22 protein-coding genes are annotated in these 24,849 nt (G+C 45.1%); 19 read left to right on the top strand and 3 right to left on the bottom strand.

What is annotated here, in order from left to right:
* Positions 1-59 precede the first annotated feature (59 nt).
* A complete protein-coding gene (locus IGK63_RS11610) occupies positions 60-914 on the top strand; it encodes a GRP family sugar transporter (protein ID WP_429972506.1) in 855 nt (284 codons plus the stop codon).
* 107 nt (positions 915-1,021) lie between these two features.
* Here IGK63_RS11610 and IGK63_RS11605 read toward each other — a convergent pair whose 3' ends face one another.
* Positions 1,022-1,903 (bottom strand): AraC family transcriptional regulator, encoded by an 882-nt coding sequence (locus IGK63_RS11605; protein ID WP_034872044.1) that lies wholly within the window; start codon positions 1,901-1,903, stop codon positions 1,022-1,024.
* 199 nt (positions 1,904-2,102) lie between these two features.
* On the opposite strand from IGK63_RS11605, the gene rhaB reads away from it, so the two are divergent.
* The 11 genes from rhaB to tkt all read left to right on the top strand — a co-directional run bounded on the left by rhaB (position 2,103) and on the right by tkt (position 14,006).
* Positions 2,103-3,518, top strand: a complete 1,416-nt coding sequence (gene rhaB, locus IGK63_RS11600; protein ID WP_422708999.1) for a rhamnulokinase — start codon at positions 2,103-2,105, stop codon at positions 3,516-3,518.
* Positions 3,515-4,768: an L-rhamnose isomerase gene (gene rhaA, locus IGK63_RS11595; RefSeq protein ID WP_016612607.1), complete on the top strand. Its 1,254-nt coding sequence runs from the start codon at positions 3,515-3,517 to the stop codon at positions 4,766-4,768. The genes rhaB and rhaA overlap by 4 nt, the downstream gene beginning before the upstream one ends.
* 7 nt (positions 4,769-4,775) lie before the next feature.
* Positions 4,776-5,600: a rhamnulose-1-phosphate aldolase gene (gene rhaD / locus IGK63_RS11590; RefSeq protein ID WP_016612608.1), complete on the top strand. Its 825-nt coding sequence runs from the start codon at positions 4,776-4,778 to the stop codon at positions 5,598-5,600.
* A gap of 84 nt (positions 5,601-5,684) precedes the next feature.
* Entirely contained in the window at positions 5,685-6,836 is a 1,152-nt protein-coding gene (gene fucO / locus IGK63_RS11585; RefSeq protein WP_034872046.1) for a lactaldehyde reductase, read from the top strand.
* 345 nt (positions 6,837-7,181) lie between these two features.
* The gene (locus tag IGK63_RS11580) at positions 7,182-8,660 is read left to right on the top strand and encodes a BglG family transcription antiterminator (protein ID WP_016612610.1); all 1,479 of its coding nucleotides are present in this window, start codon (positions 7,182-7,184) and stop codon (positions 8,658-8,660) included.
* Positions 8,653-9,090, top strand: coding sequence for a PTS sugar transporter subunit IIA (locus IGK63_RS11575; protein WP_016612611.1), 438 nt, complete (start codon positions 8,653-8,655; stop codon positions 9,088-9,090). Before IGK63_RS11580 ends, IGK63_RS11575 begins: the two co-directional genes overlap by 8 nt.
* Before the next feature lie 58 nt (positions 9,091-9,148).
* The gene (locus IGK63_RS11570) at positions 9,149-9,601 is read left to right on the top strand and encodes a PTS sugar transporter subunit IIA (protein WP_016612612.1); all 453 of its coding nucleotides are present in this window, start codon (positions 9,149-9,151) and stop codon (positions 9,599-9,601) included.
* A 25-nt stretch (positions 9,602-9,626) separates the two neighbouring features.
* A complete protein-coding gene (locus IGK63_RS11565) occupies positions 9,627-9,947 on the top strand; it encodes a PTS fructose transporter subunit IIB (RefSeq protein ID WP_008380953.1) in 321 nt (106 codons plus the stop codon).
* A 24-nt stretch (positions 9,948-9,971) separates the two neighbouring features.
* A complete protein-coding gene (locus IGK63_RS11560) occupies positions 9,972-11,072 on the top strand; it encodes a PTS fructose transporter subunit IIC (protein WP_005234436.1) in 1,101 nt (366 codons plus the stop codon).
* A gap of 71 nt (positions 11,073-11,143) precedes the next feature.
* A complete protein-coding gene (alsE, locus tag IGK63_RS11555; protein ID WP_008380955.1) occupies positions 11,144-11,836 on the top strand; it encodes a D-allulose 6-phosphate 3-epimerase in 693 nt (230 codons plus the stop codon).
* A gap of 166 nt (positions 11,837-12,002) precedes the next feature.
* A complete protein-coding gene (gene tkt, locus IGK63_RS11550; RefSeq protein WP_194199698.1) occupies positions 12,003-14,006 on the top strand; it encodes a transketolase in 2,004 nt (667 codons plus the stop codon).
* A gap of 85 nt (positions 14,007-14,091) precedes the next feature.
* On the opposite strand, the gene IGK63_RS11545 is transcribed toward tkt, so the two are convergent.
* Positions 14,092-14,964: an alpha/beta hydrolase gene (locus IGK63_RS11545; RefSeq protein ID WP_016613703.1), complete on the bottom strand. Its 873-nt coding sequence runs from the start codon at positions 14,962-14,964 to the stop codon at positions 14,092-14,094.
* A 169-nt stretch (positions 14,965-15,133) separates the two neighbouring features.
* Here IGK63_RS11545 and allC point away from each other — a divergent pair, with 169 nt between their 5' ends.
* Genes allC through arcC form a run of 7 tightly spaced genes read left to right on the top strand, consistent with a single transcriptional unit; the run spans position 15,134 to position 23,101 of the window.
* A complete protein-coding gene (gene allC / locus IGK63_RS11540) occupies positions 15,134-16,363 on the top strand; it encodes an allantoate deiminase (protein ID WP_016613702.1) in 1,230 nt (409 codons plus the stop codon).
* A 15-nt stretch (positions 16,364-16,378) separates the two neighbouring features.
* Positions 16,379-17,164 (top strand): (S)-ureidoglycine aminohydrolase, encoded by a 786-nt coding sequence (gene allE, locus IGK63_RS11535; RefSeq protein ID WP_429972505.1) that lies wholly within the window; start codon positions 16,379-16,381, stop codon positions 17,162-17,164.
* A gap of 13 nt (positions 17,165-17,177) precedes the next feature.
* On the top strand, positions 17,178-18,254 hold the full coding sequence (gene allD / locus IGK63_RS11530; protein WP_005234452.1) for an ureidoglycolate dehydrogenase: 1,077 nt from the start codon (positions 17,178-17,180) through the stop codon (positions 18,252-18,254).
* Between the two features lie 8 nt (positions 18,255-18,262).
* Complete coding sequence (fdrA, locus tag IGK63_RS11525) at positions 18,263-20,017, top strand: acyl-CoA synthetase FdrA (protein WP_008379230.1); 1,755 nt, start codon at positions 18,263-18,265, stop codon at positions 20,015-20,017.
* A 12-nt stretch (positions 20,018-20,029) separates the two neighbouring features.
* Positions 20,030-21,292, top strand: coding sequence for a DUF1116 domain-containing protein (locus IGK63_RS11520; RefSeq protein WP_005234461.1), 1,263 nt, complete (start codon positions 20,030-20,032; stop codon positions 21,290-21,292).
* 37 nt (positions 21,293-21,329) lie between these two features.
* A complete protein-coding gene (locus tag IGK63_RS11515) occupies positions 21,330-22,193 on the top strand; it encodes a DUF2877 domain-containing protein (RefSeq protein ID WP_034872369.1) in 864 nt (287 codons plus the stop codon).
* On the top strand, positions 22,166-23,101 hold the full coding sequence (gene arcC / locus IGK63_RS11510) for a carbamate kinase (RefSeq protein ID WP_008379225.1): 936 nt from the start codon (positions 22,166-22,168) through the stop codon (positions 23,099-23,101). The genes IGK63_RS11515 and arcC overlap by 28 nt, the downstream gene beginning before the upstream one ends.
* 30 nt (positions 23,102-23,131) lie before the next feature.
* Here the strand turns inward: arcC and IGK63_RS11505 are convergent, their stop codons facing one another.
* Entirely contained in the window at positions 23,132-24,763 is a 1,632-nt protein-coding gene (locus IGK63_RS11505) for a PucR family transcriptional regulator (protein ID WP_016613699.1), read from the bottom strand.
* Positions 24,764-24,849: the final 86 nt, after the last annotated feature.

The following is a 24,849-nucleotide window of genomic DNA, read 5'->3' as shown; positions in this document are numbered from 1 at the left end:
CGTTTTCCTCTACAAGATTTTGTGTTCTCGCTTTTTTACAATATTTAGAAGGAGTTTTTATGTCCGTACAACTTTTATTGCTTGCCTCACTGCCTGCACTAGGATGGGGCTTAATGCCAATCGTCTCTAAATTGATGGGAGGAAAATCAGAGGAACAACTGCTAGGAACAACAATCGCAGCCTTGATTTTCGGTAGTGTATTTGGTTTCTTGAATCAAGTGAGTTATGCCATGGTGCCATTTTTCATCAGTTTATTATCTGGGGTTTTTTGGGCTTGCGGACAATACTTCCAATTTCTCGCTTTGGAGAAAGCGGAGGTTTCTAAAGTAATGCCCGTCTCCGTCGGGACCCAATTATTATTTGTTACATTAGCATCTGGCTTCTTTCTCAAAGAATGGACAGATTTAACGACTGTAATTTTCTCAATCATGGCATTAGGAGTCATTCTAACAGGTGTTTTCCTTGTAACTAAGACAACTCATCAGCAAACAGGCTTAACACAGCAAGTACTTCTTTATCTATGTTGTTCTTCAGCTTTTTTGATGCTATATGTGACATTCACTGGTCTGTTTCAGATAAGTGGCGCACAGATTTTCTTGCCTCAGGCAGTAGGGATGTTTCTCGGGGGAAGCGTAATTTCCTTGAAAAGTAAGCAACAGTTGCATTTCCGCAAAATAATCCGCAATTTAGGTACTGGTAGCACATGGGTTATAGCGAATACTTCGTTATTCGCTGTATCGTCTTCTTTAGGTGTAGGCGTAACCTATTCATTTTCTCAAATGAGCTTACTTGTTGCTACTTATGGAAGTATTGTCCTCTTAAAGGAACAAAAAGTTGGCAGAGAAAAGCAATTTGTAGTTCTTGGTAGCTTGCTCTATATTGTTGGTGTATTAGGGATGAGTTGGTTGAAATAACTTTGCACCTGAGCAATTTTAGTTAGTGATCAATAAAGTAGCAGATAACAGTTTAACCAATAAATGAAAAGAAACATGAAATCAGTGAATGATTTCATGTTTCTTTTTTACCGTCCATTCTCCGTTTGTCGATAATCACTAGGTGAAATGCCGACTTTTTTCTTGAATAAACGGCTGAAATAGGCGGTGTTTTCGATGCCGATCGCCAATGAGATCTCTTTGATGGAAAGACGAGAATAGCGCAAAAGGTCTTTCGAGTAAGAGATGCGTTTGCTGATCTGGTACTCGATGGGAGGCAAACCCATGTATTTGGAAAACTCCTTGACGATTTGATACTTATTGATATGGTACCTTTCCTCCAAAGATTCCAAGGTGATTCCTTGACGGAAATCTTCTTCTAGCTGGTCACGAATCTGCAAAATATAAGGCGGGATCTCACTATCCGAAAAATCGAGATGATATTTTTGTAGGAGCAGTTCATTGAGTAGCTGATGGATCAAAACAGAGCTTTGGAAGGCAGTTTTCGCATTTGGTTCTGGCTGTAACATCAATAAATCTTGTAAGACCAAATGGATTGGATTTTGGCGGCTGCTGGCAGGATTGGTGTGAAAAACTGGACTGCCATTTTTGAGAAATTCATCATAAAACGCTGCGACGTTGGCACCATATAGATGGATCCAGTCCATTTCCCAGGGTTCTTGACTAACGGTGCGGTAGTACTGATAGTCTAGGCAGTCGATAAAAAACACATCACCTGCTTTTAATTGATAGCTTTTTCCTTTGTAGCGCAATTCACCGCAGCCGGACAATGTATACTTGATCAAATAAGAAGGCAGGTTCTCTCGTTCTGTAAAGTAAGGTTTGCTGGCTTTGAAATAGCCGATTTCTTGAATGTAATAGAAAAGTTCACGCTGCTTTTGAGTTGAAGTATTGATGTAACGCAGTGAATCGGTTGACCATGAGTGGTTGGCTTTTTCCCAGTAATCCATCGGATCCTCCTTTTTACCAAGATTGTGCAAGTCTTTATCAAAATTGTGTGATGAAACTCGTTGATTGTCAAGCTAAAATTGAGGAAACAAGAATGAATCAGTGAATTGTAATCGATTTATTTTTAAACAAGATAATGAAAGGTGGAGACCAGTGAACACATTTATCGCAATCGATATCGGCGCATCAAGCGGTCGTCTGATGCTGAGCCGTTGGGAAAATGAGCAGATCACTTTAGAAGAGATCCATCGCTTTAAAAACGGCTTTCGTCCCCATGAAGGCTTTGACCGTTGGGCGATCGATTATTTGATCCAAGAGATTTTAGTAGGACTGCAAAAAGTGAAACAAGCAGGTATCAATGACTGCTTCGTCGGAATCGACACCTGGGCAGTAGATTACTGTTTGATCGATCAAGCAGGCGAACGTTTAGGCGACCCAGTTGCTTATCGAGATAGTCGCACCAATGATGCGATCGCAACTTTTGGTCAGCGCTATTCTTTGCAAAAACTGTATGAGAAAACAGGCATTCAGCTGCAGCCCTTCAACACGATTTTTCAGTTAGCCGCAGAAGAAGCGCAACTGCTGCAAAAAGCCGACAAGCTGCTGCTGATTCCAGACTTCTTGGGCTACGTTTTTACTGGCAAGATGGTCACGGAAAAAACCAATGCTTCGACGATGCAGCTTCTAAATGCCAACACCCAAACATGGGATACAGAATTGTTAGCTGAGATCGGCGTAACAGAAGGCCTATTCCCACCATTGGTTGATGCTGGAACGGTTTTAGGCACACTGCAAACACAGAAGTTTCCCGCCTATGATTTGCCACAAGCGACCTTTGTCACTGTCGCTAGTCATGATACGGCATCAGCGATCATCGGTACACCTGGAGAGGGGGCAGATTGGGGCTACATCAGCAGCGGGACTTGGTCATTGCTGGGGATCGAAACCAAAGTACCCAATGTTTCCCTTGCCGCCTTTGATGAAAATTATACGAACGAATGGGGTGCCCACAACACGATTCGCTTTTTAAAAAACATCATGGGCATGTGGCTGATCCAAGAAGTGGCTCGGCAGCAAGACTATCAATATTCCTATGCAGAATTGGCGGAATTGGCGCAAGCAACGCCTGCTTTTCAACAGTTTGTCGATGTCAATGATCCTCGTTTTTTGAATCCAGAAAACATGATTACTGAACTGCAAGCGTATTGTCGAGAAACCCAGCAGAAAGTTCCAGAAACCGCAGGGGAACTGGCTCGCTGTGTGTATGATAACTTAGCGCTTTGTTATGCCAGTGAATTGCAAAAGCTGGAACAGCTGACAGGTACGACAAACAAGCTGCAAAAACTGCATATCGTGGGGGGCGGTTCCAACAATCGCTTTTTAAATCAACTGACGGCTGATGCTGCGCAGCTGACGATCGAAGCTGGCCCAAGTGAAGCAACGGCGATCGGTAATCTTTTAATGCAGATGATGAGTGCTGGCATCTTCACGTCGCTGCCTGAAGCACGCCGTGCGGTCAAACACTCATTTCCTTGCAGTGTTCATGAACCACAGCCTTTTGATCACAAGATTTTAAGCAACTACCAACGTTTTATAAAAGGAGTAGGAAAAAAATGACAACGATTCAACAGCGTTATGAAGAAGCTAAGACAGCATATGCCAAATTAGGCGTCGACACGGATGCGGTTTTGAAAAAATTAGCCGATGTGAAAATCTCGATGCATGTTTGGCAAGGGGACGATGTCCAAGGATTTTTGAGTGATGAAGCGTTATCTGGTGGGATCTCTGTAACAGGGAATTATCCTGGTGCTGCGCATACCCCTGAGGAGTTGCGCCAAGATTTAGAAAAAGCCTACTCTTTGATTCCTGGAAAACACAAATTGAACCTTCACGCCATCTATTTAGACACCGAGGAAGCAGTGGATCTAAATGAATTGGAGCCTAAGCATTTTGAAAAATGGGTCGCTTGGGCGAAAGAACAAGGCTTAGGTTTAGACTTCAATCCAACCTTTTTCTCACATCCCATGTTCAAAGATGGCTTTACCCTTGCTTCACCAGATGAAGAAGTTCGTCAGTTTTGGATCGAACACGGCAAACGTTCGCGTCAAATCGCTGCCTATATGGGCAAAGAAACTGGGCAAGTCTGTGTCAATAATTTCTGGGTGCCAGATGGCTACAAAGACAACCCGATCGATCGTTTTACACCACGGGAACGCTTGATGACAGCATTAGATGAGATTTTTGCTGAAGAATTGCCAGCGGAATACACAGTGGATGCCGTGGAAAGCAAGTTGTTTGGTCTTGGCGCCGAAGCCTACACCGTCGGCTCTCATGAATTTTATATGGGCTATGGCTTGACGCGCGATAAACTGATTTGTTTGGATGCTGGACATTTTCATCCAACTGAAGTGATCTCCAATAAATTGTCTTCATTGGCACTATTCAGCAAAGGCATTTTGCTGCACGTCAGCCGTCCTGTACGCTGGGATAGTGATCATGTCGTGATCATGGATGATGAATTGCAAGAGATTGGCCGCGAATTGGTTCGCAATGACTTATTGCCAAAAACCAACATTGGGTTAGATTTCTTTGATGCGACGATCAATCGGGTCGCTGCGTGGGTGATCGGGACGCGCAATACTCAAAAAGCGTTGCTAAAAGCGATGCTAGAACCGATCGAAGAACTAAAAGCAATCGAATTATCAGGTGATTTCACCACTCGTTTAGCCATGACGGAAGAATTAAAAGACTATCCGTATGCAGATGTTTGGAATTACTTCTGTGAAAGCCAAGGGGTACCAGCAGGTCTGGATTGGCTATCAGAAGTGAAAGCCTATGAAGAAACCGTCTTAAAAGCCAGAAAGTAGGAGAACGATGAAAAAGATTGATATTTTACAAGCGAATTTTGTACAAGAAATGATGGAAACGACAGCAAATCTTTACCGTTTAGGGTGGGATGAGCGCAACGGTGGCAATATTTCTTACTTATTAACAGAAGAAGAGATCTTGCCTTTCATCGATCCGCAAAGCGTCTTGCGGGAAATTCCCATGATTTTTGATGCTACGGCACTAGCCGGCAAGTACTTTATTGTGACAGGTTCAGGAAAATACTTTAAAAATGTAGCCGCACATGCAGCGGAAAACCTTGGTGTGATTCGGGTCAAAGAAGATGGGCAAACATTGGAATTGCTTTGGGGCTTGGAAAATGGTGCGGTGCCAACGAGTGAACTGCCAAGTCATTTCATGAGTCATATCGCTCGCTTGTCGGTCGATCCAGAAAACCGAATCATCATGCATAACCACGCATCGCATCTTTTAGCCATGAGTTTTACCCATGAGTTGGATGAACGCAGTTTCACGAGGACCCTGTGGCAGATGTGTACGGAGTGCTTGGTGGTCTTCCCAGAAGGTGTTTCCATCATTCCTTGGATGGTTCCAGGAACGAACGAGATCGGCGAAGCAACAGCTGCTAAAATGAAAGAAACCCGTTTGGTACTTTGGCCGCAACATGGCATCTACGGTGCTGGCAAAGATATGGATGAAGTCTTTGGCTTGATTGAAACGGCAGAGAAAGCTGCGGAAGTGTACACCTATGTCAAAGCGCAAGGCCCAATTTTACAAACCATTACAGATGAAAATCTGAAAAAATTGGCTGACGCTTTCAAAGTCACTCCCCGAGCAGGCTATCTTGAGGTATAATCAATGGTAGAAGAATAGAAAAGGCTTTCAGTCTTTTCTATTTAACCTATATTGTGAATAAACAAACAAATGGAGGTAGGAAGAATGGCGAATAGAATGATTTTGAATGAAACATCGTATTTTGGAAAAGGAGCAATCGAGAACGTACCGACAGAATTCAAGGCACGAGGGTTCAAAAAAGCGGCAGTGATCACCGACAAAGATTTGGTGAAATTTGAAGTAGCAACCAAAGTGACGAAATTATTGGATGAAGCAGGTGTCGACTATGCGTTATATGATGGGATCGTGCCCAACCCAACGATCCAAAATGTCAAAGACGGCTTAGCGTTTGTCAAAGAAGCCCAAGCTGATTGTATCATTGCGATTGGCGGTGGTTCACCGATCGATACGGCAAAAGCGATTGCGATTATTGCTACGAATCCTGAATTTTCAGATGTGATTAGTTTGGAAGGCGTGGCAGACACGAAACATCCATGCTTGCCGATTTTAGCGGTACCGACAACTTCTGGGACTGCAGCCGAGGTAACGATCAACTATGTGATTACAGATGAAGAAAATCATCGGAAATTCGTTTGTGTAGATCCTCACGATATTCCTCTAGTAGCCTTTGTGGACAGCGATATGATGATGGGGATGCCGAAGAGCTTGGCAGCCGCAACGGGAATGGATGCCATGACCCACGCCATCGAAGGCTTCATCACCAAAGGCGCTTGGGAAATGACTGACATGCTGCACATCAAAGCAATCGAGATCATCGGGCGCTCATTGAGAGATTCCGTGAATGGCGATCAAGCAGGACGAGAAGCGATGGCACTAGGGCAATACATTGCCGGTATGGGCTTTTCAAACGTCGGCTTGGGCTTAGTCCACGGCATGGCACATCCATTGTCCGCTTGGTACAACATTCCTCACGGAGTAGCGTGCGCGTCTTTGTTGCCAACCATCATGAAATACAACAAAGACTTTACGGGTGAAAAATACCGTGAGATCGCGATCGTTTTAGGCATTGAAGGGGCAGAAACGATGTCACTTGAAGACGTCCGAGATGCTGCTTGCCAAGCAATCGATCAGTTAAGCACAGATGTGGGTATTCCAGCGACCATTTCTGAATTAGGCGTCAAAGAAGAAGATATCCCAGCCATCGCCAAAGATGCCTTGAATGATGTCTGCACACCAGGCAACCCGCGGGATACGACTTTAGAAGAGATTATTGAGCTTTATCGTTCGTTGATGTAAAAGCTCAAATCGTTCCTTTCAATGAGCGTGCTTATTTCGCTTGCTGTATAGGCGCTCAAACCTGGATTGCTCCTTAACGACGGTTGAAGGGTTTCGATAAACGGCGTTTTCCTTATCGTTTCATGGGAACTAGCAGCTTTTCTTATTCCAACAGTTGAATAATGAACATTGATGATAACACTGACTTTGTTACAGCCATTTTGAAAAATGGCTGTTTTTTTTGTCCTTAACGTTGTATTGTAATTCTTATTATCGATCGTCTTTGTCCCTTGAAGGGGACAAAGAATGATAGAACGCTTACATTTCCTGGTGCTATGATAAGTGTGTAGAAAGGAGAACGGTTACATGACTGTTATGGAACAACGAAAGAGAAAAATCATCCATATTCTTTCCAATACGAGAGAATTTGTCACAGCCGATGAACTATCCGCAGCGCTTCGACTTTCTACAAAGTCGATTTATCGCATCGTAAAAGCGATCAATGAGGATGCCACGATTGACTATGTGATTCTCTCAGAAAAAGGGAAAGGCTACCGCTTAAGTTTCCATCATCAAGAAAAGCCCCAGAGTCAGAAAGCGGAGATGCCGAATGCACTGACACCAGTGGAACGCCGTAACAAGGTGATGGAGGAGCTATTGCTTATTTCACCCAAAAGAAAGAATATTTTTTCCCTGTATCAGCCTTTTTATGTGAGTGAAACGGTCATCAACAGTGATGAGAAATTAATTTCTGAAGCTTTGCAGCGTTTTGAGCTGACGGTTTCCCGCAAAAATAAAATGATCGGGGTGAACGGTGCAGAAAAAAATATCCGTCGAGCATTGCAGGAGTATATCCAGCAAACCCGCAATATCCGCTTGGATGATCTGCATGTGACGAATGAGTCGTTCAACCGTTATGATGCGGAGTTTGTTTTGCGACAGCTGAATTTGATTGAAAATCACCTAGGCTTAGTAATTCCTCACCCATACAACATCAATCTTTTTTCTCACCTGTATATCTTATTGCGGCGGTTTCGCAAAGTAGGGAATTCGTTTAACGAGGATATTTTAGATGAGAAAGAGAAACAGCAAATGCAAGAAAACCCAGAATTAGCCACCATCGCCAAAGAGATCATTGGCAATAGCGAACAGTACTTGCATACGAAATTACCAGAAAACGAAAGCTATTATATGTATCAGTACCTCGTCTCCTCACGGATGCAAAAGGCCACGGATGAATTAGAGGATCTGTCAGAACAAGTAAAACTGATTTCCAATGCATTTATAGAAAAAATGAGCACTCAGCTGCAGCGCTCATTTGAAGACGAGGAGTTATTCGGTAAATTGGCTCGCCATATCAAACCAATGATCAATCGATTGCGACATGGGATCGAAGTCAAAAACAATCTTTTGGAGCAAATCAAATTAGAATACACAGATTTGTTTTTTGCTACCGAAGAGACTGCAAGAGAAATCTGCCATGTGTACGATTTGCCAGCGCTCACAGAAGATGAAGTCGGCTTTGTCACCCTTTACTTTGCTCAAGCGATCGAAGAACATCCTCAACAACTCAAGGTTATGATCGTCTGTACTACGGGAATCGGGACCTCCGAATTATTAAAAGTAAAAGTGCATAAGAAATTTCGTGAGTTGGCAATCACCGCTGTCCTACCTTCTCGTGATGTGGAAGCGGCTTTAAAGCAACACCCGGATACGGAGATGATCATCTCAACCGTTCAATTAACGATCGATAGTCCGATTCCGGTCGTGATCGTGAGCGCCATGCTGACGATGGAAGACCAAAAACGCCTTGAAGCGATGATTGGGAGGGTGAGAAATGTCTAAATTCCCTTTGTCCCTTACTTTAGTTTCAACAGAAGCAGGAGAGACGAAAGTCGATGTTTTAAGGAAGATTGCAGCTGTTAGTCAAACAATCGGGCTGACGGAGAGCAAAACCCTGCTATTTGAAGCACTGCAAGCCCGAGAAGCGAGCGGCAACACGATGATCGCTGAAGATTTTGCGCTACCACACATTGAAAGTGCTGTGGTGAAAAAAAGCGGAATCGTCCTCGTCAGAGGTGAAAAAGTCCTTTGGCAGGGAACGCTGCAAGCAAAAACGATTTTTGCGATCCTGATGAAGACTGACGAAACAACCGCGGTGAAACAAGCAGTCATCCGCTTAATGAAATGTTTCGCCTATGAAGAAAATCTGCAATTCATTGCAGAAAAATCAAAAGAAGAAATCGAAGCCTTCCTTCTCAACCAACGCGGCTGATAGGAATGAATGGTCAATTCAGTAAGGCAAGAGGTACTCAACTAGAGGAGGAAAACGAATGGATATTTCAACAGTAATTGATCCAAAAATAATCAAAACCAACATGGAGGCCGCTTCTAAAGAAGAAGCCCTGCAGCAATTGAGTCAGCTTTTATATACCAATGAGTACTTGACGGATCAGGCAGCATTTTTAAAAGATGTCTATGAGCGGGAAGCAGTTGGTCAAACAGGGATTGGTAATTACATTGCCATTCCTCATGGAAAAAGTGCTCATGTGAAGGAGATTGGTGTAGCAATCGGGGTTTTAAAACAAGAGATCCCTTGGGAAACGTTGGATGGCAAGGGAGTGAAAGGAATTATCTTATTCGCCGTCGGTGATGACACGGAAGGGGCGCAAAAGCATTTGAAATTGCTCTCTTTGTTCGCTCGGAAATTAGGAAATGACGAGGTGACGGCTGCCTTGTTGAAAGCAAAAGAGCCGCAGCAAGTGATTGAAGCATTTCAAGGATAACAGAAAATTTAAGGAGGAATTATTTATGAAAATCGTCGGAGTATGTGCATGTACAGTAGGGATCGCTCACACTTATATTGCTCAAGAAAAGTTAGAAAATGCGGCAAAAAAGGCAGGTTACGAGATCCATGTGGAAACACAAGGAACGATCGGTCGTGAAAATGAATTGTCACCTGAAGCGATTGCGGCTGCAGATGTCGTGATTTTAGCAGTTGACGTCAAAGTAGCAGGACGTGAACGATTTGAAGGGAAACGAATCATTCAAGTGCCGACCGAAGTTGCCATCAAGTCCCCAAGCAAATTGTTGGAAAAAGCCAAAGAGGTCGTCCAACAGCAGGCGGTCTAAGCAAACCGAAGGAGGAAGGAAACTATGGAAAAAATCAAAGCATTGAATTTAAAAGGACATTTGTTGACAGCCATCTCCTATTTGATTCCGATTGTCTGCGGTGCCGGATTCTTGATTGCCATTGGCATGGCTTTCGGCGGCACCAGCCAGGGACAACTAGTGCCAGGTGAATTTACGATTTGGGATGCTTTAGCTACGATGGGAGGCGCAGGACTCGGGTTGCTTCCAGTGGTCATTGCGACAGGAATTTCTTATGCGATTGCCGAAAAACCGGGGATCGCGCCAGGGTTTATTATTGGTTTGACAGCCAATGCCATTGGTGCAGGTTTTATTGGGGGAATTTTGGGCGGCTACTTAGCTGGATATCTAGTAATTGCTATTTTACGATTTATTAAAGTACCAAATTGGGCGAAAGGCTTGATGCCGACATTGATCATTCCCTTTTTGACCTCTTTGATCGGTGGTCTGATCATGGTCTATATTATCGGTACACCGATCACTGCCTTTACGAACTTACTGACGAACGCACTAAATAGCTTAGGCTCCTCTTCATTATTGGTTTTTGGTGCCGTCATCGGCTTGTTGAGCGGCGTTGATTATGGTGGACCAATCAATAAAACGGTCTTTGCTTTTGTTCTGACGATGCAAGCAGAAGGGATCAATGGACCGATCACTGCACTGCAATTAGTCAATACTGCAACACCGATCGGCTTTGGTTTAGCATTCTTTATTGCAAAACTGTTCGGCAAAAACATCTATACGCCTGTAGAAGTGGAAACGTTAAAATCTGCCGTACCAATGGGTGTGATCAATATCGTTGAAGGGGTGATCCCAATCGTTATGAACGATATCGTCCGAGGGCTGATCGCAACAGCTATCGGTGGCGCTGCTGGAGGTGCTGTTTCAATGGTCTTAGGGGCAGATGCAACGGTACCGTTTGGTGGTGTGCTGATGCTGCCGACTATGACTCGTCCATGGGCTGGGGCAGTAGCTTTGTTGGTAAATATAGTAGTGACTGGGATCACCTTGGCTTTGATCAAGAAAAATGTCACTGAAGAACAAGTAGCCGCGCAAGCAGAAGTGGAAGAAGAAGAAATCGATTTAGATGATATTCAAATTTTCTAAGAAAAGCGATTCAATTGAAAGAAGAATCGTTCCTCTCAGTACAAGACTGATCGAGGAGAAAGGATAAGTCTATGAACAAAGTTGAATTTTCACCGTCACTGATGACGATGGATCTAGATAAATTTAAAGAGCAAATCACTTTTTTGAATGACCAAGTGGACTCCTATCATATTGATATTATGGATGGTCATTACGTACCCAATATTTCCCTATCCCCATGGTTTATTCAAGAGGTCCGCAAAATCAGTACTTTGCCTTTGTCCGCTCATTTGATGGTCACTGAACCTGCCTTTTGGGTGCAGCAGCTGATCGATATCAACTGTGAATGGATTTGCATGCACGCTGAAGTTTTGGATGGGTTAGCATTTCGTCTGATCGATCAAATCCATGATGCCGGATTAAAAGCCGGGATCGTCTTAAATCCTGAAACGCCAGTATCGGTCATTTTGCCTTATATCGATCGTTTGGATAAAGTCACGATCATGACGGTTGATCCAGGGTTTGCTGGCCAACGCTTTATTGAAGGGGCGTTAGATAAAATTGTTGAACTGCGGGAATTACGGGAAGAATACGACTATCACTATGTCATTGAAATGGATGGTTCCTCCAATCGGAAATCCTTCAAACGGATCGATGAAGCCAATCCAGACATCTATATTGTCGGACGCAGTGGATTGTTTGGTTTAGATGATGACATTGCCAAAGCATGGTCGATCATGGTCGCAGATTATCAAGAAATGACTGGAAAAGTTTTGAGTAGCTAAGCAAAGCCGAAAGCAAAAGAACCGGACGACTCAAGTTGCGGACTGTTAAAAAGAGGAGCATTAGATGCCTCCTAGCCTGTAAACTTTGGGTGTCTGGTTCTTTTCTATTGTGAAAAGGCAGTGAATAGAAACATGCTGGCTGAAGAAAGTGAAGGAGGCAATTTAATTGAAAAAATTATTTGATAAAATCGATCAATTAGGAGTGAACACCCTTCGTACATTAAGTATCGAAGCCGTACAAAAAGCCAATTCAGGACATCCAGGATTACCGATGGGGGCAGCACCCATGGCCTATGCCTTGTGGACCAAACACTTGAAAGTCAATCCAACAACTTCTCGCAACTGGGTGGATCGTGACCGCTTTGTTTTGTCTGCTGGACACGGTTCGGCGTTATTGTACAGCTTGTTGCATGTGTCTGGTTACGATGTGACCATTGAGGATCTAAAAAACTTCCGTCAATGGGATAGCCGCACACCAGGACATCCAGAAGTCGATCACACAGACGGCGTGGAAGCAACCACTGGACCTTTAGGACAAGGGATCGCCATGGCAGTCGGTATGGCAATGGCCGAAGCCCACTTGGCTGCAACCTATAATCGCGAAAAGTATCAAGTCATCGATCACTATACCTACGCTTTATGTGGCGATGGCGACTTGATGGAAGGTGTTTCGCAAGAAGCTGCATCCATGGCGGGTCACATAAAATTAGACAAACTGATCGTCTTGTACGATTCAAATGACATCTCCCTAGATGGCCCAACTTCAAAAGCCTTTACAGAAAATGTCGGTGCGCGTTTTGAAGCGTATGGCTGGCAACACATTCTCGTTGAAGACGGCAATGATTTAGAAGCGATCTCGAAAGCGATCGACGAAGCAAAAGCTGAAAGCGACAAACCAACCTTGATCGAAATCAAGACTGTGATCGGATACGGTGCGCCAAATCAAGGCACCTCTGCCGTTCATGGTGCGCCGATCGGTGCCGAAGGCATTTCTGCAGCCAAAGCGATTTATGGTTGGGAATACCCAGAATTTACCGTACCTGAAGAAGTTGCCGCGCGCTTCAAAGAAACCATGATCGATGAAGGACAAAAAGCTGAAGCCGCTTGGAACGAAACTTTCCATGCCTATGAAGCAGCCTACCCAGAACTTGCGGCGCAATTCAAACAAGCCTTTGCGGGTGAATTGCCAGCAGATTGGGATGCAGCATTACCAAGCTACGAAGTTGGCAGCTCACAAGCTAGCCGGGTATCCAGCAAAGAGATGATCCAAGCCTTATCCAAAGCCGTCCCTAGTCTCTGGGGCGGATCGGCTGACCTTTCTGGTTCCAACAACACGATGGTGGCAGCAGAAAAAGACTTTGAACCTGGCCAATACGAAGGCCGCAACATTTGGTTTGGTGTCCGAGAATTTGCGATGGCGGCAGCGATGAACGGAATCCAATTGCATGGCGGTACGCGAATCTATGGCGGAACCTTCTTCGTCTTCGTTGATTACTTGCGTCCAGCGGTGCGCTTGTCTGCGATCCAGCATGCACCTGTGATCTATGTCTTGACGCATGACTCCGTGGCGGTGGGAGAAGATGGACCGACGCATGAGCCAATCGAGCAATTAGCCAGCGTCCGGTGCATGCCAAATGTCCAAGTGATTCGTCCAGCAGACGGCAATGAAACCCGTGCTGCCTGGAAATTGGCCATGACGACAACGGATAAACCAACGGTCTTAGTCTTAAGCCGACAAAATCTACCAGTGATCGAAGGCACGCAAACCGGTGCGGATGAAAATGTCGCAAAAGGTGGCTACGTGATTTCAAAACAAGCTGGTGAAACACCAGCGGGGATTTTGATCGCCACAGGTTCTGAAGTGAATCTTGCGGTCCAAGCACAAGCTAAATTGGCAGAAGAAGGCATCGATGTATCGGTGGTCTCCTTACCAAGCTTTGATTTGTTTGAAGCACAAAGTTCAGAATACAAAGAAAGCGTCTTGCCAAAAGCAGTGAAGAAACGGGTAGCGATCGAAGCGGCTTCCCCATTTGGTTGGGAACGTTACACTGGCTGTCATGGAAAAGTGATTGCGATCGATCATTTCGGTGCATCCGCACCTGGTGACAAAGTCTTAGCGGAATTCGGCTTCAGTGTTGAGAATGTCGTGAATACCTTCAACTCACTATAATCAAAAAACAGGCGATCTTTAGAGGGAACATTCCTTTGAAGATCGCCTGTTTTTGTTTACTAAAGAAGCATGGCCAAATCTGCGCTTAATTTTTCTCTATTGTTAAAAGGAGCCATGAAATCATCTCTCGATAGCAGTCATCAGCGATCGCATTTGGTGTCCGATCAAAGTCATGCTGTTCTAAGTCGAGCCAAAGTGTTTTGGCACGGGGGACTTGTGCAGCGAAAGCTTCGGAGGCGCTGAAGGGAACGTCTGGATCTTTTTTGCAATGAACGACAAAGCAAGGAGGAAAGTCTTTGTAAGCGGCAGCAGGAATCGCCAAGGCTGCCAGCTGTTCCCGATTGCCTAAATAACGCTGCCAGTTGCCATATTGACGGGCGGAAAGGTACAAAGGGAATCGTTTTTCTAACGTGCCGTGGGTGATTGGTTGGCTTTCGATCATAGCTTCGGCGTCGAGTGGCGGGACTTTCGGAAATTGCGTGTAAAAGCGTGCCGGCTGCAAAAATTCTTTATAAAACAACTCTTGGTATCCGTAAAATCGGATCAAGCCTTTTTGCTCCGGATGCTTTGTGCGTGCGGTCAGTAAGGTCGCTAAAAAACCGCCGGCGGAGCGACCGAATAGGATGTACTCATTTGCACCAACGCCGCTGAAGTGCCAGCCCTCTGTCAAAAACCATTCCACTGCCTTTTTTGTATGAAGGTAAATGTCGTTCAGCGCTACTTCGGGAGCCAGTGGATAATCAAAGAGATAAAGGCTAACACCGGCAGCCAGCAATTGGTGGACATAATCCTGCGGAAGGTCTTCCCGCTGACCATAGAGGAAGCCACCACCATGAAAATACAAAAGGCTGATCCGAGGCTGCGCTGCTTTTAGGATCGTCACTTCTAACGGCAAAGTGCCGTAGGTGTCAAATTGGATTTTTTCTGTTTGCGCAAAGGCATTTTTAGGATAAACCATTGTTTTCTTCCTTTCTCTTCTTCGATAGTATAAGGAAGAGTATAGGAGAAGGAAGCGGTTTAAAAAACAGCGTTATGACTAAAAATAGAAACGGTTTTGTCGAAAGTGAACAATGATGTCCTTCAGTAACACGCTTACAATAACCGTATAAATTAAAGGAGGCAGAACAATGGAGTTGAAAAAAGAAGTAGCGGCAATGATCGATGCATTATCTCAGATTGGGAATGATCCAACTGGAGGAATGACTAGACTGCTTTATACCGATTCATGGAAAGAAGCGCAATCATTTGTAGAAAAACAATTAAAAAAAACTGGCTTAACGACGTCCTATGATGCAGTCGGCAATCTCTTCGGCAGAATGGAAGGCAGCCAGTATCCAGAAGAAACGATTCTTTCAGGGTCACATATCGATACCGTCGTCAACGGTGGCACATTAGACGGTCAATACGGGGTCGTTGCTGCTGCTTTAGCGATCAAGTATTTAAAAGAGACCTATGGGCAACCTTTACGCTCCTTGGAAGTCATCTCAATGGCAGAAGAAGAAGGCAGTCGTTTTCCAACCGTTTTTTGGGGAAGTAAAAACTTTGTCGGAGAGGCCAAAAAAGCCGATGTTGAAGCGATCGCAGATTTTGAAGGCAATAGCTTCGTGGCAGAGATGCAACGCCAAGGCTTTGATTTTCGCGACCCACAAGAACCGGTTCGATCAGACATTAAAGCCTTCGTGGAAATCCATATCGAACAAGGCAGTGTTTTAGAAAAAGAAAATTTGCAGATCGGTGTCGTCAATAGTATCGCTGGTCAAAAGCGCTACACCTTTGTCTTAAAAGGACAAGCCAATCATGCAGGAACCACACCGATGGGCTATCGCCAAGATGCTGTGTATGGTTTTGCCAAAATGTGTGCCGCAGTGATCGACCGTGGCTTAGAGCTTGGGGATCCATTAGTAGTGACATTCGGTAAAGTTGAGCCAAAACCGAATACGGTCAACGTGGTTCCTGGTGAAGTGTTGTTTACGATGGATTGTCGCCATACTGATGGGCAGCTATTGGATGCCTTTACTGCTGAAGCAGAACAGATCATTCAAACGATCGCCCAAGAGCATGACTTGACAGTGGAGATGGATCTATGGATGGATGAACGCCCTGTGCCGATGGACGATACGATCGTTGCCACGGTGGAACACGCGGTGAAGCAAACTGGCAAACGCTACAAAGTCATGCATAGTGGGGCGGGGCATGATTCCCAAATCATTGCACCACATTTTCCAACGGCGATGCTTTTTGTACCAAGTATTGATGGGATTAGCCACAACCCAGCCGAAGCAACGACTATCGAAGATTTAACAGCTGGGGTAGAAGTTTTAGCAGCTTCCCTTTACGAGCTAGCATACAAAGAATAGAAAGCAGGGACACACATGGGATACAAAAATAATAATACGGGCTATTTAGATGGATTGCTGCAATCACGAGCAGTCATTAGAAAAAATAATTTTGCGATCTTGCCGCATGATGGGCTAGTGAATAATGTCATTCCAGGCTTCGAAAACTGTGAATGTTCGATACTCGGCACACCAAAATTAGGGGCGTCTTTTGTCGATTACATCATTTCATTCAAAAAAGATGGCGCCAACCAATTGGGCTTCGGCGGTCCAGAGATCGAGAGTTTTTTGTATGTCATCTCGGGCAAACTGGAAATAAGTGATGGCAAAGAAACCCATACATTGACGGACGGAGGCTATATCTATCTGCCTGCTGGAGAAAAACTGTATATGAAAAATCTCCAAGAAGAAGCGACAGAAGTGTTCTTGTATAAGAAACGTTACCAACCACTTGAAAATCACCAAGCCTACAAAGTAGTGGGGAATCTCTCAGAGTTGACACCGATCCAATACGAAGGGATGGAAGACGTCTTGCTTTGGGATTTCTTACCAAAAGAGCTGGGCTTTGACATGAATATCCATATCCTTTCCTTTGAACCAGGGGCAAGTCATGGCTACATTGAGACCCACTACCAAGAACATGGAGCGTACTTACTGTCAGGTAAAGGGATGTATAACTTAGATAATGAGTGGTTCCCAGTGGAAAAAGGCGACTACATTTTCATGAGTGCCTATGTACAGCAAGCGGCCTATGGTGTTGGTCGTGACGAACCATTGACCTATATTTATTCCAAAGATTGCAACCGCGATCCGGAAATTTAAAGGAGTTTAGAAAATGGAAGAGACGGTTATTGTACAGTCACAAGAGTTACAGCAATTGATCCAAAAAAAATTAGCGGCTGCTGGTTTGTCTGAAGCGCACGCAGCCATCGTTGCAGAGCATTTGGTCTTTGCCGATGCCAGCGGGATCCACTCTCATGGGGCTGTACGGGTAGACTATTACGCAGAGCGGATCGCTAAAGGTGGAATGAATCGCACTCCACAGATCACGTTTGAAGAGACTGGGCCTAGCAGCGGGATCGTTCACGGTCAAAATGGCGCAGGGCAGGTCGTTGTATTAGAAGCGACAAAGCATGCCATTGAGATGGCCAAACGTTCTGGGATCGCGGCGGTTGGTGTACGGAAAACGAGTCATAGTGGGGCGCTATCCTACTATGTCAAAAAAGCTGCAGAAGCTGACTTGATTGCATTATCTATGTGCCAATCAGATTCAATGGTGGTTCCTTTTGGCGGCAAAGAAAATTATTTTGGTACCAATCCAATCGCATTTGCCGCACCACGAAAACAGGGGGCACCGGTGGTCTTTGACATGGCAACGACGGTCCAAGCGTGGGGCAAAATATTAGATGCTCGCTCCAAAAATAAAGAGATTCCTGCGACATGGGCCGTGGATGCTCATGGCAAGCCAACGACGAATCCACATCATGTCCACGGCTTACTGCCTATCTCAGGGCCAAAAGGCTTTGGGTTGATGATGATGGTGGATATCTTATCAGGAATGCTCCTTGGGCTGCCTTTTGGCAAGCATGTTTCCTCTATGTACAACGATCTGACGAAAGGTCGCGACTTAGGGCAATTTATTTTGCTGATCGATCCGCAACGCTTTACAGATTTAGACACATTTAAAGAGTCGGTGGAGACGATGGTTGCCGAACTGCACGACATACCGGCTGCTGAACAGTTCCAGCAAGTCTATTATCCAGGCGAGATCAATCAACTAACCTATGAAAAATATATGGCAGAAGGCATTCCCATCGAGAAGAACATTTATCGCTATCTCATTAGCGACACGGTTCATTTTGACCAGTATTCTGGGTCAGATGCCTTTGCACAGACAGGAACAGGAGAGTGAGGAGACCCATGTTACACACTATTATTCAAAAAAACAATTACCAAGATTCCATTGTTTTAATGCTTTTGACCAATCGTCTACTGACGATCGAAGGGATCAACAACGCTTCGGTCATGATGGGCACACCTGCCAATAAGGACATTTTCAAGACGGGTGGTCTTTATACCGAGGAGATGAGCAATGCGACATCTAACGATATGGTGCTCGTTTTAGACATCGAAGAGGAAGAAATCATCGAAACAGTCCTGTCAGAAATCGATGCCTTCTTATCGGACCAAAGCAATAGCGCAGGAGAGGAAACCCAAAGCGTCAAAACTTGGGAAAAAGCCTTAGATCTTGGAAAAGATGCGAAGGTCGCTGTCTTATCGATTCCCGGTACTATGGCAGCACCAGAAATTGAAACCGCATTAGCAGCGGGCAAACATGTATTTTGTTTCAGTGATAACGTTTCATTGGAAGAGGAAGTTCGGCTAAAGAAACTGGCGCATGAAAAAGGACTTCTTTTAATGGGACCAGATTGTGGCACAGGGATTCTCAATGGGATACCAGTAGCCTTCACCAATGCCGTCCGTAAAGGGAAAATCGGTGTTGTCGGCGCTTCGGGTACTGGTATCCAAGAAGTCACCACTATTATTCATAAATTGGGTGCCGGTGTGACACAAGCCATCGGAACCGGTGGACGAGATCTCAAAGAAGCCGTCGGTGGGATCACCATGAAAGATAGCATTCTTGCCTTGGAACACGATCCTGATACGGAGGTGATCGTGGTGATCTCCAAACCACCTGCACCACGTGTCCGAGATGAAGTGTTGGCACTTTTAAGAAGAGGAACAAAACCTGCAGTCACGATTTTTCTTGGGGAAGAGCCAACGGACCACGAAGAAAATCTTTACCGAGCCTACACGCTGGAAGAAGCGGCTCAATTAGCCGTGCAGCTGCTACGTCAAGAACAGATTGGGCTAGAGCCAGTGAAAGAGGAAACAGCAGCTGCCACTTTTGGACCTGAACAACAAAAAATCAAAGCTTACTATTCTGGCGGAACATTGGCGTACGAAGCAGCGATGCTTGTTAAAGCAGGATTAAATCTGGAACAAGAAGATACCCATCAGGAAGGATACATCTTAAAAGCAGCTGGCCATGAGATCATCGATTTAGGTGATGACATTTATACTCAAGGCAAGCCCCATCCGATGATCGACCCAACAAAGCGGATCGAACTGTTGAAACAAGCGGGGGAAGATCCTGAAACGGCAGTGATTTTGTTAGATATCGTTTTAGGGTACGGCTCTCATCAAGATATGGCGAGTGAATTGGCACCGACCATCAAATCATTGAAGGAAGAAGCACAAGCAGCTGGTCGGGAGTTAGCGGTGATCGCTACGATCGTTGGAACTGATTTAGACCCCCAAGATAGCAACGAGCAAGCAGAGATTTTAACCGCAGCTGGCGTGATTTTGTGTCAAAGCAATGCCCAAGCAGTCAAAAAAGCTTTAGCAATGCTCGGCCATCCCTTTTCCCCAATTAGTCGTAAGCTGTTGCCAAAAGCAGTGACAACTGCCGATGGGTTGCCAGAGCCATCTGAAAAGAGCCGCGAATTGTTGTCGAATGACGCGTTCATCAATGTAGGGTTGCGTAGCTTTGCAGAAGCGATCCAGACGCATCACGGTCAAGTCGTTCAATACGACTGGCAGCCAATTGCTGGTGGGAACGTAACGTTACAAAAAGCCTTACGTTTCTTAGCACAAGTGTCACTATCAGAGTAGGAGGAAGTTATCGTGTACGAAACTATTGAAGAAGCAAACCAAGCCGTTATTGCCAAGATCGTTGCCGGTTCGCCTTTTTTGTTGGATGTCGTTCCAGCAGTCAGTGTCATTCCAGAATTAGGTGAAGGAAAAGTCCTATTGCACGCAGGACCACCGATCCGCTACGACCAGATGATCGATCCGATTCAAGGCGCTTGTGTTGGAGCGGGACTTTTTGAAGGCTGGGGCGAAACGGAAGAAGAGGTACGTCATTTATTAGCATCTGGGGAAGTTCAACTGATTCCTTGTCACCACGTGCAAGCGGTTGGCCCAATGGGGGGCATCACCTCTGCCAATATGCCGGTTCTCGTGGTGGAAAACAAAACAGACGGCAACCGAGCGTACTGTACGATGAACGAAGGGATTGGGGCAGTTTTACGTTTTGGCGCCTATTCTCAAGAAGTCATTGATCGCTTGCATTGGATGAAAAATACGTTAGCACCAGTTTTAAGTGCTGCACTACAAACAAAACCCGATGGCTTGAACATCAATGTCTTAGTCGCAAAAGCAATCGCCATGGGGGATGAGTTCCATCAACGGAATATCGCTGCTTCGTTGGCGTTCTTAAAAGAAGTAGCACCAGCGATCGTTACCCTTGAAGGATTTGAAAAAGAAAAACCAGAAGTCATTCAGTTTCTAGCAGACACGGATCAGTTTTTCTTGAATATCATGATGGCTTCTTCAAAAGCGGTGCTTGATGGCGCCCGGACGATTGAAGAAGGAACGGTTGTGACAGCAATGTGTCGCAACGGGCATGAATTCGGTATCCGTATTTCTGGTATGGGGGACGAGTGGTTTACCGGTCCTGTCAATACACCAAAAGGGTTGTATTTCTCAGGATTCAGTGAAGAAGATGCCTCTCCAGATATGGGCGACAGTGCCATTACGGAAACCTTTGGTGTTGGGGGAATGGCGATGATTGCTGCCCCAGCTGTGACACGCTTCGTTGGTTCCGGCGGATTTCACGATGCGTTGAAAACCAGCAATGAGATGTTAGAGATCTCCATTGATACCAATCCGAATTTTCCCGTTCCTACATGGGACTTCAAAGGGATCTGTTTAGGGATCGATGCTCGGAAAGTCGTGGAAACAGGGATCTTACCGGTGATCAATACAGGGATCGCCAACAAACAAGCTGGACGGGGACAAATTGGGGCCGGGACAGTGACACCACCAATGGATTGCTTTGAAAAAGCTGTCTTGGCTTATGCAAAAAAATTAGGATTTGAAGAATAACTCAGGGTCTGAAAACGTGAAAAGGAGCAACCTAGCGATGATACAGGCAAAATGGATCGACCAAGCTTTATTTGAACCCGCATTTATCAATGGCACCTGGCTCGTTCACAGTGTGTTTCAGCATAGTTTCAATCTGCAAGATCCTCGTCAGGATCAGCTGATCTGTGTCTCTAAACAAGCGGCTCGCGTGCCCAAAGGGATGATTTTAGCTGCCGACGATTATGCAGCGTTGGCGACCGACTTGCTTGCTGGTACCACTCTTTTGGTTCAGCAACGAGTGATCCATTTTCCGCATCATCGTCTGTCTTTTCAAAAGGCAGCCATGTTTACAACCACCTTCCCAGCTGGCACAGCCCCATTTGATCGAGAACTGTTTTGGTCAACCCTCCAACATGTCACGGAAAAGACGGGGATTCAAGAAGCTGTTTCACAAACCATCAGCAGCAATCATCCGTTTTATGACGCAATCGATCAGCTATGCACGCCTTCATTTAAAGAACAACGGCAAGCAGTCGCTTATTTAGTCGGACGGGGTGTCGGATTGACCCCCACAGGCGATGATATGCTAGTTGGTCATTTGCTGGCTCGCCGAGTGATGGGGCAAGAAGATACCCGCTTGGTGGCTTATCTACAAAGAAGGCTGTTGACAGTCAATGATTTGACGACTGACGTCAGTAAACATTATCTTCTGCATGCGTTGACAGGCGCATTCAATCAATCGGCGTTATCCTTGACCAGGTGTACCGATTCAGCGGCTTTTTACCAAGTAATCAAAGAGATACTAGCGATCGGTCATACCTCGGGGGCTGACTTTTTGGCAGGGTTTGCTCGCAGTATCAATCAATTTCAAAACAATAGAAATGAGGAATTCATATGGCAAAACGAGTGGTCATCGCTCTAGGGGGCAATGCAATTTTAAAACCGAATCAACCAGCGACCGTAGAGACACAGCTTGCAAATATCCAGTTAAGTGCAGAACAGATCGCTAAAATCGAGAAACTTGACCATCAAATCGTTGTGACGCATGGCAATGGGCCGCAAGTCGGCAATATTTTACGACAAAATGAAGAAGCCAAAGAAGTCGTGCCGCCTTTTCCACTGGATGTCTGCAATGCAGAGTCACAAGGCTTTATCGGTTATTTGATGGAGCAAAGCATCAAAAATAAAATCGATCAAGAAGAACTGACCAGCAATGTCGTGACCTTATTGACTCAAGTGGAAGTGGCAGCGGATGATCCCGCGTTTGAAAAGCCAACGAAGCCGATCGGCTTGTTCTACTCAGAAGAAGAAGCAAAAACAATGGCTGAGGAAAAACATTGGGTGATGGAAGAAGATGCTGGACGTGGGTACCGTCGCGTCGTGCCATCCCCACAACCTGTGACGATCCACGGCGTGGAATCAATGGTTCATTTATTGAATCAAAATACCATCGTGATCGCTGGTGGCGGCGGTGGGATTCCAGTCGTAAAACAAGCGGAAGGCTTGAAAGGGATCGAAGCAGTCATCGATAAAGACCGAACTGGGAAAAAATTGGCAGAACAAGTGGATGCCGATGTATTTATGATGCTGACCGACGTCAGCAACGTTTATATCAATTACGGAACACCGGAGCAAGAAAAATTAACGGGATTATCCGTAAGTGAAGCGCAAGCATATTTTGATGCGGGGCATTTTGCAGAAGGCAGTATGGGGCCGAAAATGGAAGCAGCGATTGCGTTTGCCAAGCAAGGAAAGACGGCAATCATCTGCTCATTGGAAGAAGCAGACTTAGCATTGTTAGGTGAAGCAGGCACAAGGATCGCTGGGTAACACCAGCGATCCAACTGCTTGATTCGCCTATTAGTCGCCTTCTTCCGACAGCTCAAGGGCTAAGCGCAGATCCAGGCTAATGCTAGGATCATGCACGTTTTTTCCTAGTAGCTTTTGGCACTGTTCGATGCGGTATTTGATCGTATTGCGATGAACGAACAAGGCTTTGGCGGTGCGGGTGATCTCACATTGATAATCCAAGTAAGCCCGTAAGGTTTTGCGCAATTCGATGGTGGCATCTTCTTGCGGAAACGCCAATTCTTTGAGGATCGTGCGGCAGAAATAATGGATATCTTCAGGGCTCATTTTTTCAAATAGACTCCGCATTCCCCGTTGATGGTAGAAAGAGACGATGGGAGAATCATGTTGGCCTCTTCGTTCTTCATAAGCAGTCTTTGCTTCAATGTAAGAGCTGGCTAAATCATTGATGCTTTCACAGACACTCCCTACACCAAAGGCCATTCGAAAAGGCAACCGATTGGTCAAAGCATTGGCGGTCTCAATCAAATGGTCTTCTAAGGCATCACACTTATGCTGCACGAAAATCGCAAAGTGATTGCTGCCCTTTAAGCGAAAGAGACAAACATCTTTGATGCGATAAGGCAGTTGTTCACTAAACCACTGATAGACCAAGTCACTTTCTTCTTTTAGGTATTTGTCTTTGTCTTTGGTTTCTTTGGTTGGTTCACAGGCACCATAGATGACACGATAATGGCGGGCTTTGACCAACCCGTAAGTCTTTCCGAGATCTAACCAATCTTTTTGTTCCTGTTTGGAAGATTGCTGGTATTCGATCATCCGTGTTAAAAAGTCACTTTTTAAATCTTCAAAAGATTCTTGCACTTTTTGGTTTTTGTAGAGCATAAACGACAAGACCAATGCTGCTTGTTCCAGCGCAAAATCCGAGACAGGATAAGGAATCGCCTCAGGATTCAAAATGACTAAATAATGGGGGAAATAAGTGGAGGTTTCAATGGCATAATAAGAAATTTGTGACGTTTTTTCATGGAGATCTTTGATAGGGATCGCCCCGCTTTTTTCACCAGTAAAAACCCCTTTCGTTTGTCCTAATTGATGGATGTAGTACTCCGCGGGTTTTGACATGCGGGTGAAATGCTTGGAATGGGCAATCACTTGTTTGAAAGGATTCAACAAAATGATCGGTGTATTGACCATTTGGCCAAAATCAGCGATAAAGCGAGCGATGCTGACATCCTTCATCAAGGAAGCAGAGAACCGTTTTTGGATATCTAAGGCATAACTCAGCTGCTCGGTTTTGGTGTTCCATAGTAAATTCAAAAGCTGGTGCATCAAACGGCCCAGCGGCATCGTGGCAGGTACTTCTACGATGGGGAAACCTAAACTATCGGCGTAGGCGATGACTTCAGGATCGATGACATCCAAAAAACGACCGATCTTGATGCCTAATCCAGCGGCATTTTTGGCTACGAGGGAATCAATCAGTTCAAGCAGTGCTCCTTGATTATCTTTATAAACCATCGCCGTGCTTAAGATAAAGGTATGCTCAGGAATATAGTGGGCGATATCGGGGGTCTCAGTGATTTCGATACTGTCGACGGGAATTTCCGCGGTAATGGGATCTGTCAACAAACGCAAATTGGAAAAGCGTGGTGTAGCAAGCAATTCAGCAACTAACTTCATAGAGAAACTCCTTTTAGAATTGAACAAAACAAACAAAAACATGTCCTTTTTTAGCTTTATTGTACAACAAACTTGGAAACGTTGAC

Origin of the sequence: Enterococcus sp. AZ040 (genome assembly GCF_050499185.1) — a bacterium.
GTDB lineage: Bacteria > Bacillota > Bacilli > Lactobacillales > Enterococcaceae > Enterococcus_D > Enterococcus_D entomosocium.
This window is presented reverse-complemented; position numbering and strand designations above follow the sequence as displayed.

What these genes read in the sequence shown, in the direction of transcription:
- IGK63_RS11610 (WP_429972506.1), top strand. Translation starts at nt 60, where the DNA reads ATGTCCGTACAACTTTTATTGCTTGCCTCACTGCCTGCACTAGGATGG.
- IGK63_RS11605 (WP_034872044.1), bottom strand. Translation starts at nt 1,903, where the DNA reads ATGGATTACTGGGAAAAAGCCAACCACTCATGGTCAACCGATTCACTG.
- rhaB (WP_422708999.1), top strand. Translation starts at nt 2,103, where the DNA reads ATGCTGAGCCGTTGGGAAAATGAGCAGATCACTTTAGAAGAGATCCAT.
- rhaA (WP_016612607.1), top strand. Translation starts at nt 3,515, where the DNA reads ATGACAACGATTCAACAGCGTTATGAAGAAGCTAAGACAGCATATGCC.
- rhaD (WP_016612608.1), top strand. Translation starts at nt 4,776, where the DNA reads ATGAAAAAGATTGATATTTTACAAGCGAATTTTGTACAAGAAATGATG.
- fucO (WP_034872046.1), top strand. Translation starts at nt 5,685, where the DNA reads ATGGCGAATAGAATGATTTTGAATGAAACATCGTATTTTGGAAAAGGA.
- IGK63_RS11580 (WP_016612610.1), top strand. Translation starts at nt 7,182, where the DNA reads ATGACTGTTATGGAACAACGAAAGAGAAAAATCATCCATATTCTTTCC.
- IGK63_RS11575 (WP_016612611.1), top strand. Translation starts at nt 8,653, where the DNA reads ATGTCTAAATTCCCTTTGTCCCTTACTTTAGTTTCAACAGAAGCAGGA.
- IGK63_RS11570 (WP_016612612.1), top strand. Translation starts at nt 9,149, where the DNA reads ATGGATATTTCAACAGTAATTGATCCAAAAATAATCAAAACCAACATG.
- IGK63_RS11565 (WP_008380953.1), top strand. Translation starts at nt 9,627, where the DNA reads ATGAAAATCGTCGGAGTATGTGCATGTACAGTAGGGATCGCTCACACT.
- IGK63_RS11560 (WP_005234436.1), top strand. Translation starts at nt 9,972, where the DNA reads ATGGAAAAAATCAAAGCATTGAATTTAAAAGGACATTTGTTGACAGCC.
- alsE (WP_008380955.1), top strand. Translation starts at nt 11,144, where the DNA reads ATGAACAAAGTTGAATTTTCACCGTCACTGATGACGATGGATCTAGAT.
- IGK63_RS11545 (WP_016613703.1), bottom strand. Translation starts at nt 14,964, where the DNA reads ATGGTTTATCCTAAAAATGCCTTTGCGCAAACAGAAAAAATCCAATTT.
- allC (WP_016613702.1), top strand. Translation starts at nt 15,134, where the DNA reads ATGGAGTTGAAAAAAGAAGTAGCGGCAATGATCGATGCATTATCTCAG.
- allE (WP_429972505.1), top strand. Translation starts at nt 16,379, where the DNA reads ATGGGATACAAAAATAATAATACGGGCTATTTAGATGGATTGCTGCAA.
- allD (WP_005234452.1), top strand. Translation starts at nt 17,178, where the DNA reads ATGGAAGAGACGGTTATTGTACAGTCACAAGAGTTACAGCAATTGATC.
- fdrA (WP_008379230.1), top strand. Translation starts at nt 18,263, where the DNA reads ATGTTACACACTATTATTCAAAAAAACAATTACCAAGATTCCATTGTT.
- IGK63_RS11515 (WP_034872369.1), top strand. Translation starts at nt 21,330, where the DNA reads ATGATACAGGCAAAATGGATCGACCAAGCTTTATTTGAACCCGCATTT.
- arcC (WP_008379225.1), top strand. Translation starts at nt 22,166, where the DNA reads ATGGCAAAACGAGTGGTCATCGCTCTAGGGGGCAATGCAATTTTAAAA.
- IGK63_RS11505 (WP_016613699.1), bottom strand. Translation starts at nt 24,763, where the DNA reads ATGAAGTTAGTTGCTGAATTGCTTGCTACACCACGCTTTTCCAATTTG.